Source organism: Paraburkholderia monticola (genome assembly GCF_001580545.1).
Classification (GTDB): domain Bacteria; phylum Pseudomonadota; class Gammaproteobacteria; order Burkholderiales; family Burkholderiaceae; genus Paraburkholderia; species Paraburkholderia monticola.
The window spans coordinates 720,630-734,875 of the sequence record NZ_LRBG01000039.1 but is presented as its reverse complement, the minus strand read 5'-3'; the positions used below and the strand labels follow the sequence as shown (position 1 = coordinate 734,875).

General features: G+C 63.8%; 13 protein-coding genes. 7 read left to right on the top strand and 6 right to left on the bottom strand.

Going from position 1 to position 14,246, the window contains the following annotated elements; genetic code table 11:
• Positions 1-104: 104 nt before the first annotated feature.
• From CI15_RS34455 to CI15_RS34435, 5 genes are all read left to right on the top strand, one after another.
• Positions 105-437 (top strand): DUF2322 family protein, encoded by a 333-nt coding sequence (locus tag CI15_RS34455; RefSeq protein ID WP_062138067.1) that lies wholly within the window; start codon positions 105-107, stop codon positions 435-437.
• A gap of 248 nt (positions 438-685) precedes the next feature.
• Positions 686-970, top strand: a complete 285-nt coding sequence (locus CI15_RS34450) for a hypothetical protein (protein WP_062138065.1) — start codon at positions 686-688, stop codon at positions 968-970.
• A 285-nt stretch (positions 971-1,255) separates the two neighbouring features.
• Positions 1,256-1,483 carry a hypothetical protein gene (locus CI15_RS34445; protein WP_062138063.1) on the top strand — a complete coding sequence of 76 codons (228 nt, stop codon included), beginning with the start codon at positions 1,256-1,258 and terminating at the stop codon, positions 1,481-1,483.
• Positions 1,484-1,792: 309 nt separating this feature from the next.
• Complete coding sequence (locus CI15_RS34440; protein ID WP_062138060.1) at positions 1,793-2,728, top strand: M23 family metallopeptidase; 936 nt, start codon at positions 1,793-1,795, stop codon at positions 2,726-2,728.
• 761 nt (positions 2,729-3,489) lie between these two features.
• On the top strand, positions 3,490-4,356 hold the full coding sequence (locus CI15_RS34435; RefSeq protein WP_062138057.1) for a sterol desaturase family protein: 867 nt from the start codon (positions 3,490-3,492) through the stop codon (positions 4,354-4,356).
• Here CI15_RS34435 and CI15_RS34430 read toward each other — a convergent pair whose 3' ends face one another.
• The 5 genes from CI15_RS34430 to CI15_RS34410 all read right to left on the bottom strand — a co-directional run bounded on the left by CI15_RS34430 (position 4,357) and on the right by CI15_RS34410 (position 10,836).
• Positions 4,357-5,502: an MFS transporter gene (locus CI15_RS34430; protein ID WP_062138053.1), complete on the bottom strand. Its 1,146-nt coding sequence runs from the start codon at positions 5,500-5,502 to the stop codon at positions 4,357-4,359. It lies immediately after the preceding gene.
• Positions 5,499-6,293 carry a DeoR/GlpR family DNA-binding transcription regulator gene (locus CI15_RS34425; protein ID WP_062138051.1) on the bottom strand — a complete coding sequence of 265 codons (795 nt, stop codon included), beginning with the start codon at positions 6,291-6,293 and terminating at the stop codon, positions 5,499-5,501. The genes CI15_RS34430 and CI15_RS34425 overlap by 4 nt, the downstream gene beginning before the upstream one ends.
• A gap of 99 nt (positions 6,294-6,392) precedes the next feature.
• The gene (locus CI15_RS34420) at positions 6,393-7,919 is read right to left on the bottom strand and encodes a PepSY-associated TM helix domain-containing protein (protein WP_062138048.1); all 1,527 of its coding nucleotides are present in this window, start codon (positions 7,917-7,919) and stop codon (positions 6,393-6,395) included.
• A gap of 81 nt (positions 7,920-8,000) precedes the next feature.
• Entirely contained in the window at positions 8,001-10,352 is a 2,352-nt protein-coding gene (locus tag CI15_RS34415) for a TonB-dependent receptor (protein ID WP_062138045.1), read from the bottom strand.
• An 82-nt stretch (positions 10,353-10,434) separates the two neighbouring features.
• Positions 10,435-10,836, bottom strand: a complete 402-nt coding sequence (locus CI15_RS34410; RefSeq protein ID WP_062138042.1) for a DUF2946 domain-containing protein — start codon at positions 10,834-10,836, stop codon at positions 10,435-10,437.
• Between the two features lie 180 nt (positions 10,837-11,016).
• On the opposite strand from CI15_RS34410, the gene CI15_RS34405 reads away from it, so the two are divergent.
• A complete protein-coding gene (locus CI15_RS34405) occupies positions 11,017-13,152 on the top strand; it encodes a tetratricopeptide repeat protein (RefSeq protein WP_062138040.1) in 2,136 nt (711 codons plus the stop codon).
• Here CI15_RS34405 and CI15_RS34400 read toward each other — a convergent pair whose 3' ends face one another.
• Positions 13,153-13,749, bottom strand: a complete 597-nt coding sequence (locus CI15_RS34400) for a putative pterin-binding protein (RefSeq protein WP_062138038.1) — start codon at positions 13,747-13,749, stop codon at positions 13,153-13,155.
• 296 nt (positions 13,750-14,045) lie between these two features.
• Here CI15_RS34400 and CI15_RS37210 point away from each other — a divergent pair, with 296 nt between their 5' ends.
• Positions 14,046-14,246, top strand: a complete 201-nt coding sequence (locus tag CI15_RS37210; RefSeq protein ID WP_062138036.1) for a hypothetical protein — start codon at positions 14,046-14,048, stop codon at positions 14,244-14,246.

Below are 14,246 nucleotides of genomic sequence, written 5' to 3'. Positions count from 1 at the left end.
TGGGGCGGTTGCCGGTCCGTCGTGCCGGCCAGTTCACCCGCTCGCAGCCCATCGGATAAGATACGGCCCGCCATGCATTTTTTAGAACAGAAGGAGTGGTTTCAATGATCGAACCGAGCAACGTTTTCAAGGAAAATCTCGCCAGAATGCCGGCGATCGACGGCATCGCACGCATCGATCTGGTCGACGGCAGCGGCGCCGTGGTCGCGAGCATCGAGAACAAACCGGGCAAGCAGGGCTCTTTGGCGGTGTACAACTACCTGCGCGGCGTGTTCGGCACCCTCGACGCAAAGGCGGCCGAGCACGGCCTCGCGCTGTTCGCCGAGCATACGGCCGACGCGCGCAACCGCCCGGGCGCGCATCCGAACGTCGATCACCTGCTGGCAATCGCGGCTGGCGCCGAGGCGTTGCGCATCAACGTCGTACCGGCAGTTTAAGGCGCTAAAAGCTTCGTTTCGCGTCCGCAAGGTAGACGTTTTCCCCGCGTTGCCGCGAATCAGGACGCACTCCGCGACCGGATTTGCGGTCCGCCGCTGCGGATTGCTCGGTATAAACCCTTATTTTTTGCCGAAGAGCCAGATTGGCTTCAGATTCGGCTTCTGTTCAGCGAATTGAAACGCGGGCGCCCGGCGCACACTGAGTTCGTCCCATCACGCAGAGCGCGCCTTCCCGCCAGGAGCCCCGGATGTCTACCCGTCAAAACAAACGCCGCCGGTTCGACGCCGACCAGCCGGAACTGACTACTTCGGAATGGGATCAGCCGGCTCCGGACGACGGCGCGATGCGCGAACTGCAACGCGGTTCCGAAGCGATCCTGCGTCTCGCCACTCAGGCACACGCGGCCGTCGCTCGCGGCGACGCGACGGGTGCGCAAGTCGCGCGCCAATCGCTCGAATCGCAACTGACGTTCACCACCAGTCTGATCGACGAACTGCTGTTCGGTGCACCCGAGCAGTCCACGTTGCATTGACAGCCAGGCGGCAGCATCACCGTACCAACCCGTAGTCCCGACGTTCCGGAAACTGACATGAGCGCTTTGACGGTAGTTCTTAGCATTTGGGCCATGGTGGCGTTTTGCGTGGTCCTGTTCATCCGCGGTGCAAGTCCGCGTGTCGAACGCGAGGAGCAGCAGTCGCGCGTTCGTCGGTCGCGCTATTCGATCGCCGAGTAACGACGCAGAACCAACGGGGTAACATGAGGGGCACCGGCGCCACGGCCGGCCGGCACCGACGATGTTCCCACCGGAGGTTCTCGTATGGACACACATTCGATTCTCGGCATGTTGCATGCCGAAGAGGCTTTGCTGGTCTCCATCGTGCGGTCGCTGCCCGAGGATATCAAGCGCAGGATCGCCAACGACTTCCACGAGCAGGCGCAACTCGCCGAAAGCTCGCATCTGGACCCCGCCACCAACCGCGAAACGAGCGACGCGTTCAAGGCCCACATTCGGCGTCTGTCGAACATGCTTGCTTCGTTGTCTTAACTAAGTCGGCGCGGTCCGATTTCATCGAGCTTTTCGTCACGGCCTCGGCAGCCAGGGTTCGAGTTTGCGCCCTGGTCGCATCGCAGGCCTATTTGGGGACAGCTTAAGGCTGACTTAAGAGAGCGCCCCTAGGCTTGCCCGAGCCTTTTGCGGCGTCTTACGCAGTCCCCGAAGACGCTGATTCAACGAAACCACCTCGTCGCGCGCGCCTTTCGCGTGTGCGACGCTCGACTTTTGTCCCGGATCATGCCTCTATCTGTAGCCCGCCTCCTGCCGAGGCGCGCCAGCACAATCATCGTGGTATGTGCAATGAGTTCGGCGTGCGCGGTGTATCTCGTCACGCATGAACGCGCTGCGCGCAACGACGAACCTGACGTGTCGCTGATGAGCAAAGAGTCGGCGAAGGCCGTGCCCCGCGCGCCGCTGTCGGCTTCGACACCATCAGCGGCCGAGCCAGCCGCCGCGTTCGCGGTGAGACAGGCACCGGTCGAGCGCACGTTCGCGGCGGCCGCGCAAAGCATCGGTGTCGATGCCGGCACCACGGCCATTCTGTCGCGGGCGTTCGGCGGCGAACTCGACCTGTCGCGCGATCTGAAACCTGGCGACCGTGTGAGTGCCGTATTCGATACCAGCAACGACGGCGGCAAGGACGTGTCGGGCGAACCGCTCGCGGTGCGCATCGTGCGGGGCACGACCGCGCACGACGTGTTCCTTCACAAGGATCTTCACGGTCGAGCTTCCTACTACTCGAAAGACGGCGTTAGCACGGGGCCCACGTTCGAGCGCTATCCGCTCGATTTCACGCGCGTGTCGTCGGGTTTCTCGTTGCGCCGCTTCGATCCGGTGTTGCATCGTTGGCAAAGTCATGACGGTGTCGATCTCGCCGCGCCTGCCGGTACGCCCGTGCATGCGACCGCGCGCGGCGTGATCCGCTTTATCGGCCGGAAGAGGGGCTATGGGAACGTGGTCGTCATTCAGAACCCGGCACCGTATTCGACGACGTTCGCGCATTTGTCGCACTTCGCGAAAGGGCTTCGTGCCGGTAGCCGTGTACTGCGCAATCAGGTGATCGGCTATGTCGGCAAAACGGGTTGGGCGACCGGACCGCATCTGCATTTCGAGGTCCACGTGGACCACGTGCCGCAGGACCCGCTGAAGGTCGAACTGCCGCAGAAAACGTCTCTCGCTGCCGATGAACTGGATCGCTTCGAGTCGCGCGTCGCGCAGTTGACCGGGCTCCTCTGAGCCGTTTGTCGTCTCAGCTTTGCGACACCTCGGTCGCCACGGCGTAGGCGGTGTTACGTCGGACGAGGCGCCGGCAACTCTGACAAGCACGTGTCGCAATCCTTGACCTGGCCGTGCGCCCTCGGGTTATCCCGCCCGCATTGAACGACGTCCGCGCTTCTGCCCGAAGGTGTCGGGCCATCCAGGCGGCGTTTCATTTTCGATGCATCGCGTGCGATCAGGCCCGCTTCGAAGCTCGTCTGCAAGCATCCGCCCTTGTGCGACAAGGCTTCGACTAGGCATGGCACAGCCGTTGCAATGAGTGAGGCACAAGAACTACACATGTTGCAGCCGGAATTTCATGCAGTGAACAAATGCCGACAGCAGCAAATGTCTTCGTGATTCGCGCTCGGGGTAATTGGCGCGTCTCGCGAGGTGCGGCGGGGCCAACACCAAACGGATGTCGACTAACAACGACGACGCGAGCGGACGATATGGCAGCAAGTATCGACCGCTCGCGATCGTGACGGCGTGAAGCGATGACCTCGCCATTTTTTCCATTCATAGGCGTGAATCCGCATTCGCGGCACGGCGGCATCGCCATAAAGGGCGCTTGCGCGGCGGCCGGCGGGCTGCGAAGATCACACTAACGCTCCTGCCGTTTCCGGATTCGCGGCGTGTCTGACGTTTGCCAGACAGTTCAAGCCGCGCCGCTTGTCACGCGAACGCTCGGGCAGGCGTGCTCACGACACGGTATGCATCCGCCGCACCAGGGAATCCCCATGTTAGCGTCGAGCCCGTTTCCCGCCTTGCTGCACCACGCGAGCCTGTGGCTTCAAGCCTATGCGCTCGTGCTGGTCGTGATGGGCCTCGGTGCATTGCTCGAGCGTCGCTGGCCGGCCACCTTGCTGCAATCGCGCGCGGGCCAGCGTCTGAACATGGCGTACGCGGCATTGTATCTGGCGCTGGTGGAGGCCACGAAGCCGCTCACGGCGGCCGCGAGCGTCGCGATCGTGAATGCGCTAGGCGGTGGGATGGTGGTGCTGGTGTCGCGCGGGTGGGGTGCGCTCGCTTCGTTCGTGATCGTGCTGCTGACGATCGATTTCCTCGAATACGCGTTTCATCGCTTGCAGCATACGTGGCCGATACTGTGGAAGCTGCATTCGCTGCATCACAGCGCGGTCGATTTCAACGTGACGATCACGTTGCGGCATCACTGGCTGGAAGTGCTGATCAAAGGCTGTCTGCTCTACCCGCTCGTCGGCGTCCTGTTCAAGGTCGAGCCATGGATCGTCGGTGCGACGTCGATCGTGTTCATGTTGGGCAACTACTTCGCGCATCTGAACCTGCGGGTGGACCTCGGCCGCTACGTCACGTGGGTCAACAATCCGCAGTATCACCGTCTGCATCATTCGATTCGCGCCGAGCATCTCAATCACAACTTCACGCAGCTATTGCCGATGTGGGATCACGTATTCGGCACGCGCTGGGTGCCCGCGAAACACGAGTGGCCTGCCACTGGTCTCGACGATGGCACACAACCGCGTTCGCTGCTCGGCGCGTTCAGTTGGCCATTGGGGCAGCACACCGGACGCGATGCGGTGCCCGCGCGTAAGCCGGTTGCCGTGCTCGACAAGGAAGCGAAATAGCTACGCGAGTTGCGCGCCACGCACCGCCTTGCCGCCCAGCAGCGACACGATCAGCGTGGCCATGACGAGCACGCACAACGCCGCGCGCAAGCCGAGCACGCCGGCGCCGAAACCGATCAGCGGCGGCCCAACCAGAAAGCCCGCATAGCCGAACGTGGCCGCCATCGACACGCCGATCGCGGGCGTCGCGCTCGAGCGGCCCGCCGCGCTGAAAATCACCGGAACGATATTCGCGAGACCGATGCCGACCATCGCGAAGCCGACGCACGCGGTCAGCACCGTCGGCAGGGTCAGGACGAGCGCGAGTCCCGCGAGCGCGATCAGACCGCCGAGCGCGACGACCTTGCTCGATCCAAAGCGCCGCACCGATGCATCGCCGGCAATCCGGCACGCCGCCATCGAAAGTGCGAACGCGGAGTAGCCGATCGCGGCGATGCTCGCTTCCTGGTTCAACGTGGAGCGCAGGTACACCGCGCTCCAGTCGGCCACTGCGCCTTCGACGAGCATGCAGAGAAACGCGAGCATCGCCAGTTTCATCACGCCGCTGTCGGGCCATGCGAAGCCGCTCGACGCGGCGGCCGCGCGCGGGCCGATATCGCGCAACGCAAACGACGCCGCGAAAATGATCAGGACTGCAATGAACAGATCGGGCACGAGCAGGCCGCCGACGACCCCGACGCCACCTTTCTGCAACATCGCGCCGCTCGCCGCGCCAAGCAGGCCGCCCGCGCTCCAGGCCGCATGAAACGACGACATGATCGGCGCGCGCCAGCGCGTTTCGATCGCGCTCGCATGCCCATTCATCGATACGTCGAGTGCGCCGTTCGACGCGCCGAGCGCAAACAGCACGACGCACAGAGCAAGCATGCCCGGGGCGACCGCCGGCAATGGCAGCGCGATCGCGAAGGCCGCGCCGAGCAGCGCGGTGGCGCGTCCGCTGCCGACGCGCGGGGCGAGTTGTCCCGCGAGCGGCATCGCGACGATCGCGCCGAGCGCGAAGCAGAACAACGCGATGCCGAGCGAAGTGTCGCTGAGGACCAGGCTTTCCTTGATCCGTGGCACCTCGACCGCCCATGCGCCGATGCCGAAACCATTGGCGAGAAAGACCGCGAGCGTCGCGATGCGCTCCCTGACGAGTGAGTTCATGGGCGGGCCACCATCACGTTGTCGCAGACGGCCTGCAGGTTCGCGACACGCGCGGCCTGCACGTCCGCTTCGACGAACAGAAAATCGACCGCCGACGCAGGCGCTACCGAAAACGGTGCCGCGGTCATCAGCTTTTCCGACGTCAGCGCGATGGCGATCTGGCCGCTCGCTTTGACCATTGCCCGTTTTAGTTCGGCGTCCTCGACGTCGAATGCGGCCACGCCTTCGTTGGGATCGAATGCGCAGGCGCCGAGAAAACAGAGGTCCGCGCGAATCTGCTGGATCTGCAGCAGCGCGGTCGCGCCGAGCGAGCCGGCCGCCCCGCGTGCGATGCGGCCGCCAATCAGGATCACCTCGAAGCCCGGCCGGTCCAGCAGACGCGCGCAGGCCTCGGGGGAATTCGTGACGACTGTGAGCCCGGCGTTGTCGGGCAGCGCCGCCGCGATCGCGACGTTCGTGGAGCCGGCGTCGAGCAGCACGATCTGCTTCGGACGAACGATCGAGACGGCCGCCGCGGCAAGGCGCGCCTTGCGATCGACGGCTTCGTGCATGCGAAGCGCCGCGGGTTTGTCGGCGGGCGAAATCAGCAGCGCACCGCCGTACACGCGCTTGCAGTGGCCCTGGTCCGCGAGATCGCGCAGATGGCGGCGCACCGTGTGCTCCGAGGTCTGCAGCTCGGCGGCGAGTTCGGCCGCAAGCACGCGGCCGTGCGTGCGCAATCGCTCCAGAATCAGCGCCTCGCGCTGCTCGGGCAGTAGCCCGTTGATTGCTTCTTCCCGCGTTCGTTGCATGGTCCTCGTCTCCGTTTTGCTGCAAAACGATCATAAACGAGCAAAATGTAGCGTAAATGATCGGACAACGCAAGCGGTGCGATACGGCTCGACCCCATTTCAGAGATTGTTCAGTTCTGTCCGCGACGCCCGCCCGAAAACCAGCCGGTCGAGCAGCCACACCGCGACGAGCGTCACGCCCATCAGGGGAAAAACGGCGCCGAGCAGAACGAGACCGGTTTTCCAGCTGCGCATCGGCGGCGCGGCGCGCTCGCGCGATGGCGCGCCGAGCGAGCGTGACGGCCGACGCTTCCACCACATCACGAAGCCGGTCACCGCCAGCGCGGCGAGGCCGAGCGAAATGGCTGCGCACAGGAGCTGGTTCGCCAAGCCGAAGTAGCGCCCCATATGCAACGACGTGCCGTACGAGACGGCCTTCGCGATGGCGCCGTAATCGCCGTATCGAATGTCCTTCAGGATCGCGCCGCTGTATTGGTCGATGTAGAGCGTGCGTTCGTCTTTCGGATCTGCAGGGAAATAGGACAGCGCGTAGACGCCGGTGGAGGTGGTTGGCAGCACGATGCTGTAGCCGTCGGTGATGCCGAGTGACGCGGCGAGCGCGACGATATGGCCGAGCGATAGCGACTGTGGCGCAACGGCGTCCGCCGCATCGGCGGCCGCGTCCGCGGAAGAAGGCACGCGCGAGTTGCCCGCGGCCCACGGCTTCTGCGGCAACGGCAGATCGTCCATCACCATGCCGGGCATCGAGTCTGTTTCGGCAGGCGAGTCCGAGGCGCTCGTGTGATCGTCGTGCGAGACGTGCGCTCCCGGCATCGAGGACCGCAATGGCAGGCCGCCCCACGCACCCGGCGGCGCACCGAGCTTCGTCGCGCTCGCGATCGCCTTGAACTGCTTGCCCCACAAGCCGGTCCACGGCAGACCCGTCAATACGAACGCGAGTGCGCCAAGCGCGAGCCACAGGCCGATCGTCGCGTGGAGGCTTTTCCACAGCGGACGCCCTGTCAGCGTAAGGCGCGGCAACAGCGCGGCGCGTGCAGTCGTTTTTCCGCGCGGCCACCATAGGGCAATGCCGGTGCCGATCATCACGAGTGTCCAGCATGCGGCGAGTTCCATGAGCAGTTCGCCGGGCTTGCCGAGCAGCAGCTTGCGATGAAGCATGCGATCCACCTGCATCAAGCGACGCTCGACGCTCAGCGTGCCCAGCAGATCGCCGTTGTACGGATTCAGATAGACGCTTTGCTGGCTACCGTCCGCCAGCCGAAACACGAACTCGGCGCTGCGTTGCGAATCGCGCGTGATCATGGCGGTCGTCGCGACGGCGCCGGAGGGCATCGCCGCGCGCGCTCTCGCGAGCAGCGCGTTGTCGGGCAGCCGCGGTACGGCTTGCGGGGCGACGATCATTTGCTGGCGATAAAGCAGCGGCTCGATCTGCGGCTGAAAGCAGTACAGCGTGCCGGTGATCGCGAGCACGAGTAGAAACGGCATCACGAAGAGGCCCGCATAAAAATGCCAGCGCCACAGTGTTCGATAGCCAGGATGGGCCTGACCGCCCGTTGCGGTGGCCGATGGAGCCGAAGTGGCCGTGGTCTTTGCGCGCGTGCGTTCGGCGCTTTGAGTCGTGGACATGAAATCCTCGTCGGGACAAATGGGACGATGGTTGGTGTGCGATTAGCGGCTTGCTGGGTATGGCTGCGGATTGCGTCACGCTCAGAGACGCAGCCTGGCTTCGACATAAAAGGTGCGGCCCGGATACGGGTGATAGACGAAGTAGCGCGCATCGAACAGGTTGTCGACGCCGATGCCGATTTCGCTGAGCTTCGTCGGCTTGAACGTGAACTTCGCGTCGGCGACCGTGTAGGTGCTGGTGCCGCCGAACACGTTGGGGTTCGTGTCGGTATTCGTCAGCGTGTTGTATTGACGGCCCGAGTAGCGCGCGGCGAGCGTCAACGCGGTGCGCGCGTCGAAGTGATACGTCGCGGCAAGATTCGCGCGCCACAGCGGAATGCGGTAGAAGTACTTGCCGACCGAGGCCGGGTTCTGCGCATTCTCGAGGATCTTCGACTGCGTGTAGGCGACGCTCGCGAGCAGATCGAGTCCGCGCACGAACACGTCCTCGCCCGAATAGCTCGTTTCGACGCCGCGCGAGCGGACCTTGCCGATGTTCTGGAAGTTCGTCACGTTCGGAATCACCGTGGTGTCGGTCTGACTGAAGATCGTGTTCTTCACGTCGTCCTGAAACAGCGAGAGGCGGAACACGCCATTCCAGTGCGCCCATTCGGCGCTCAGCTCTTTCGACAGATCGTCTTCGGGCTGCAGATGCGGATTGTTGTTGACGATCACGGAGCCATTGATTTGCCCCTGGAACAGTTCGCTCGCGGTCGGAAAGCGATAAGCGCGGCCGATCGACGCGCGCAAAGTCAGATCGTCGCTGACATCGAACGATAGCGACGCCTTCGGCGAAAAGTGGCGCTGGCTCGCATCGCTGTACGCGATGGTCGCGCCCGGCAGCGACTGCGCGCCATCGTAGGCCTGCCAGTCTTCATAGCGCACGCCGTACACGAACTTCCAGCGCGGCAGAAAGCGCCACGCGTCCTGCGCGTAAAGGGCCTGCGTTTGCGTCTTGCCGGTGAAGGCGTTGGCGAACGAGGTCACATCGCCGTCGCGCCAGTTCAGCGTGTTGTAAGTCTGGTTGTCGACGAAGTAGTTGTCGTAGTGGTAGCCGAAGCTCAGCGCATGGTTGCCGACGCCAGCTTGCTGGGTTTCTGGCGTATAGGTGCCGCGCAGGTCCAGCGTTTTCCATCCGGTGCCGTCGCCGAACAGCAGCGTGCCGGGACCATTGCCCGGGCCGCCGGCACTCGCAGTGCGCGCGACGCTATTGCCGATGTCGTAATACGATGCGATCGCCTCGCCGTTCCAGCCGGTCGCATTGCGCGTTTTCAGCGACATGCCGTAGAGCCAGTTCTCGCTATGCCCGAGACTCGGCGCAAACGCGGCCGCCGGAATCGTGTAGTGATAGCCGCCGATCGACACGTTGCCGCTATACACGGGGTTGCCGTCCGCATCGCGCAGGAACGTCGAGGTTTCGCTGTTGTACGTCTGGTGCCAGTAGCCGAGTGTGAAGCTGCCCTGCAGTGTCGGCGTGAAGTCGTACTGCAATTTCAGCTTGAACTGATCCTGTACTGTGTGCTCGATACCTTCACCGTTCACGCCGAGCACGGCTGTCGGCGTATTGGTCTGGTTGTTGTAGAAATAGGCGCCGGTGACGGGCGTGTCACCCGTCTTCGCGGGGGTGGTCGATTGTGCGAGCGTCGCGAATTGCAGCGGCTGACTCGTGTTCTCGAGATGATTGACGCCGAGCAGGTAAGAGAACTTGCCGACCCGATCCCCAATCGACGCGCTCGCTTCGCTGCCGTTGAAACTCTGGTTCACGCCGAACAGGCTGAAGTGCTGCGTGAACGCCTTCACATCGGCGTTCGCTTCGAACTGCTTCGGCATGCGCGTGCTGATCAGCACGGTCGCGCCGAGCGAATTGCCCGGATACAGCGCGGAGAACGGGCCGTAGATCACGTCGACCTGCTGGATTTCCTCGGGATACACCATCGACCAGCGCGGCGGAAACGAATAGCTATTGCCGAGCAGGTTGCTCAGCAGCAGACCGTCCGCATAGACGAGGCCGCGCGCGCTCTGCGTATTGCTGGTGCCGCGCACCGCGATGATCGAATTCAGGTCGCCGATAAAGCGCTTGCGCACCGCCAGATTTGGCATGTACTTGAGCACGTCCTCGGTGTTGACGACGTTCCAGTTCGCGAACTGATCGCGCGTAACGGTTTCGATGGAGGCGGGGAGGTTCGGGTCGACGGCGCCCGGCGCGGCGCTCGGGCTTGCGCTCGCATTGACGCTGATGGCGGGCAGCGTAGCGTCGTCGGCATGCGCCTGTGGTGCGAGGAAAGCCGGCACGAGAGCAGGCAAAACCGAAGGCACGAGCGCGGGCCAACGAACGGAAAAGACAGCGTCACGGCGGACGCAAAAAGACAGCCTTCGCAGCGCGAAGTTGAACATGAGCGTTTCCTCGATGCATTGAGCAGGCGATCGCAGGCCTCGTCGACATCAGCGACGAAGGCACGATCAGGACCGACAGCGATCAGGAAACGACAGGCGGGGCGCGTGGACGTCCCGACGGGAACGCGCCAAGCGGCGTGAAGCGGGTGGACAGCGTGGGCGGCGCGGTGCCGGTTAGCAGCAGCGCGGCCGGCGGCTCGACGGCCGCGAGCGTCGGTATGGCGACGTGATGTTCAAGCAGATGACAGTAGCCGCAGGCGCCGAATGCATCGTCGTGGCTCAGATGCACGGGCGCGGGACTGGTTCGAGCGACGACGCTCGCATCGCTCGCGCCGGCCGGATGAAGCGCCGAACACAGCGCGGCGATCGGCTCGTGGGCGCGGCCCGCATCGAGCAACTGACTCACGAGCGGCGCGAACACGACGAGCCACATGGCGACGAGGCCAAGCCATGCGGTCAGGTGATTGCGCGAACGTCGAGTCATGATGGTCGAAGAAAAGACGGGCGCGATTCTAGCATCACCGGGCGATCCTTTCATTCGTAATGATCGGTATAGCAGGAGATTAGACGGCGAAAATGCGCTTATTTCGAGGCGCTGGGTTCAAGGCGATTCACTTATGCTGTGAAATCGCGCAAGGTGCGCGCTGAAACATCGCCACGACCCATGACACTCACGCAGACGCCCGCAACTTCGACCGCCGACATCAACCAGCGGGCCGTGTCGTTATGTGCGGCCGGGCAGTTCGCCGATGCCTTGCCGCTCGTCGCGCCGCTGCTCGAAGATTCCACGTTGCCGATCGATCAACGCGCCGATGCGTTGAAAATTGCCGGCGCGTGTTCGTTCGCGCTGTGTCGGTGGGCGGACGCGGAGAACCATTGGCGTCAGTGCGTGTATCTGAAGCCGGACTACGCGGAGGTCTACGCGAGTCTCGGCTCGCTATTCAGATCGCTCGGCCGGCTGTCGGCCGCGAAATCGACGTATCGGCAACTGTTGTCGCTGCGTCCGCTCGACGCGAACGCGCATCTTCAACTCGGCAACGTGCTGTACGGGCTCGGCCGCCACGTCGAAGCCGAGGCGGCGTATCGGCAGTCGGTGACGATTCGCCCCGATCACGCCGAAGCGCATTACAACCACGGCATCGTGCTGCGCGAGCTGCACCGTCCGCAGGAAGCGGAAGTGGCTTATCGTCATGCGCTGCGCGGCTTGCCCGGCCACGCCGAACTGCACAACAACCTCGGCACCGTGCTGATGGAACTGGGCCGGCTCGCGGAAGCGGACGCCGCGTATCGCGAGGCGCTGACGCTGAAGCCACAGTACCCGGAAGCGCTGAATAACTTCGGCAGTGTGCTGAAGGCGACCCAGCGTCCCGCGGAAGCGGAACTGGCTTTCCAACTTGCGATCAAGATCCGGCCCGACTACGCCGAAGCGCATCTCAATCTCGGCGCGCTGCTCATCGATCTCGATCGGGTGAGCGAGGCCGAGGCGGCGTACCGCGAAGCGCTCGTGCATCGGGCGGATTATGCCCAGGCGCATTACAACCTCGGCGTCGCGCTGTTCAGGCAGGAACGTTTCGCGCAAGCCGAGCAGGCTTACCGCGACGCGATTCGCTGCCAGCCGGATCTTGCCCATGCGCACAACAATCTCGGTTGCGTGCTGCGCGTGCTCGAGCGTTTTCCGGAAGCGCTCGACGCGTTCCGACAGGCACTCGCGGTGTCGCCGCAACTCGCCGAGCCGCATTCGAACATTGCCAACGCGCTGACCCAACTCGGGCGCTTTGCCGAGGCGGAAAGCGCGTATCGGCAGGCGCTTGCCTTAAAGCCCGATTATGGCGAGGCGCGTTTCAGTCTTGGCGTGTTGCTGCTGGGCCTCGGCCGCTTCGACGAGGGCTGGCCGCTTTATGAAAGCCGCTATGAGCAACCCCATTTCATTCATCGAAAGTCGAAGGAGATGCTCGGTTGTCCGCAATGGCTGGGTGAGCCGCTTGCGGGCAAGTCCGTGCTGCTGTGGCAGGAAGACGGGCTCGGCGACATGCTGCAATTCAGCCGCTATATTCCGTTGCTGAAGGCGCTGGGGGCGGCGCGTATCGAGTTTGCGTGCATGCCGCCATTGCATCGGCTGATCGCGATGGTGGATGGCGTCGACGCCGTGCGCGACCACAACGGGGCGCTCACGCGCGCCGCGACGTTCGATTGCTGGACCAGTTTGTTGAGCGTGCCGTTGCATCTACACACGACGGTCGATACGATTCCGCGCCCTGCGCGATTGAGCGCCGATCCCGCGCTCGTCGAGCGCTGGCGCCCCGCGCTCGACGCGCTGCCGCCCGGCCGTAAGGTCGGGCTGGTCTGGAAGGGCAACGCGAAGCACCATAACGACGCGAATCGCTCGCTGCCTTCGCTCGCCGCGCTCGCGCCGCTATGGGACGTGCCGGGCCTGAACTTCGTTAGCTTGCAGAAGGGCCAGGGCGAGGACGAAGCGCGCAATCCGCCGCTCGCGCAGCCGCTGCTCGATCTCGGTGGGCGCGTGAGCGACTTCGCGGACAGCGCGGCGATCGTCGCGCAACTCGATCTGGTGATCTGCGTCGACACGTCGATCGCGCATCTGGCCGCGTCGCTCGGCAAGCCCTGCTGGGTGATGCTGCCCGAACGAGACGTCGATTGGCGCTGGATGCATCAGCGCGACGATTCGCCGTGGTATCCGCACACGCTGCGTCTGTTCCGGCGTGGGCCGGGCGAGGATTGGGCGAACTCGGTCGAGCGTGTGCAGCAGGCCTGCCTCGAGCAATTCGGCGGCGCGCTATGACTATGACGCCTGCGTGATCTGCATGTGATACAAGCCCCACGGCGACAATTCGAAGCGGTCCTTCAGCGGCTTGGCGGCGAGCTCGGGAATCTGGTCCGCGTCGAAGATCGCCCATAACGGCCCCAGGCCGCCGAGCGGCAGCGGCTTGCCGTCCATCTGCGTCGCGACGATGAAGCGATACTCGCGGACTTTGTCGAGTGTCGTCATCACCGCATAGCCATCCACCGCATGCATGACGATTTGCGTGTCGCCGGCTTCGGGCGCGCCGACATGCGCGAGCACGTCGGTGAGCAGCGGTCCGCTGAACGTATGCAGATGCGCATCGTATTCGATCGTCGGATGGATCGTCACGGTCTTCATGCTCGCGAGCAACGGCAGGTCGATGCCATACGCTTGCGAAAACTTCACCTGATGTTTCGCCAGCAATTGATCGAAGGCCGGATTGAGCGGGCCGCGATTACTGTGCTTGATCGCGCCGGAGATAGTGAGGATAACTGGCGAGGGCGCGCATTCCGCATGCTCGCGCTTCGCGCCGAAGGCTGGCGCGACTGCCGCGCCCAGCAGTGCGGCGCTGCTCAGGAATTGGCGTTTGTTCATTGCATCTTCTCCGGGTGTCGTTGAGGCGCGGCCGGGCAAGGTCCGCGCGACCTCTATTGTCGGAGAAATGTCGTGACAGGTGATAGCGCGATGTGTCATTTGCACGTCATTCGCCATGCTGTTTCCGCATGCGGCTTGCGCCGAAGCTGGCACGATTCCTTGCGCGGCGCTCCAACGCGGTGCGCGTCTTAGCAGGTTGATGAAGAAAGTTCGTCGCGCGAATTCCTTGTGCTTTTACAAAGCAAGTAGACTCGCGAAAGAGGCACAAGGCTCGCACAAGGAGACTGCGCAATGGCATGCATGAGCGATCTGACGCGCATCCGCAGACGCTGCGAGAAGCAGGCATCACGCCGTTCATGAGCGAGGCGTCCGCGCGCTTGCAGGACAGCGTGGTCGGTGCGATGGAGGCGGGCGGGATCGACTACGGTACTTTGTCGACACCGTTCGACTGGCGCGCGTTTTTCGACGGCCTGCCGGACCCGGGCGAAAATAGTTAA

Bases quoted from the DNA above. Each gene is read 5' to 3' on its own strand.
- CI15_RS34455 (WP_062138067.1), top strand. From the start codon at position 105: ATGATCGAACCGAGCAACGTTTTCAAGGAAAATCTCGCCAGAATGCCG.
- CI15_RS34450 (WP_062138065.1), top strand. From the start codon at position 686: ATGTCTACCCGTCAAAACAAACGCCGCCGGTTCGACGCCGACCAGCCG.
- CI15_RS34445 (WP_062138063.1), top strand. From the start codon at position 1,256: ATGGACACACATTCGATTCTCGGCATGTTGCATGCCGAAGAGGCTTTG.
- CI15_RS34440 (WP_062138060.1), top strand. From the start codon at position 1,793: ATGAGTTCGGCGTGCGCGGTGTATCTCGTCACGCATGAACGCGCTGCG.
- CI15_RS34435 (WP_062138057.1), top strand. From the start codon at position 3,490: ATGTTAGCGTCGAGCCCGTTTCCCGCCTTGCTGCACCACGCGAGCCTG.
- CI15_RS34430 (WP_062138053.1), bottom strand. From the start codon at position 5,502: ATGAACTCACTCGTCAGGGAGCGCATCGCGACGCTCGCGGTCTTTCTC.
- CI15_RS34425 (WP_062138051.1), bottom strand. From the start codon at position 6,293: ATGCAACGAACGCGGGAAGAAGCAATCAACGGGCTACTGCCCGAGCAG.
- CI15_RS34420 (WP_062138048.1), bottom strand. From the start codon at position 7,919: ATGTCCACGACTCAAAGCGCCGAACGCACGCGCGCAAAGACCACGGCC.
- CI15_RS34415 (WP_062138045.1), bottom strand. From the start codon at position 10,352: ATGTTCAACTTCGCGCTGCGAAGGCTGTCTTTTTGCGTCCGCCGTGAC.
- CI15_RS34410 (WP_062138042.1), bottom strand. From the start codon at position 10,836: ATGACTCGACGTTCGCGCAATCACCTGACCGCATGGCTTGGCCTCGTC.
- CI15_RS34405 (WP_062138040.1), top strand. From the start codon at position 11,017: ATGACACTCACGCAGACGCCCGCAACTTCGACCGCCGACATCAACCAG.
- CI15_RS34400 (WP_062138038.1), bottom strand. From the start codon at position 13,749: ATGAACAAACGCCAATTCCTGAGCAGCGCCGCACTGCTGGGCGCGGCA.
- CI15_RS37210 (WP_062138036.1), top strand. From the start codon at position 14,046: ATGCATGAGCGATCTGACGCGCATCCGCAGACGCTGCGAGAAGCAGGC.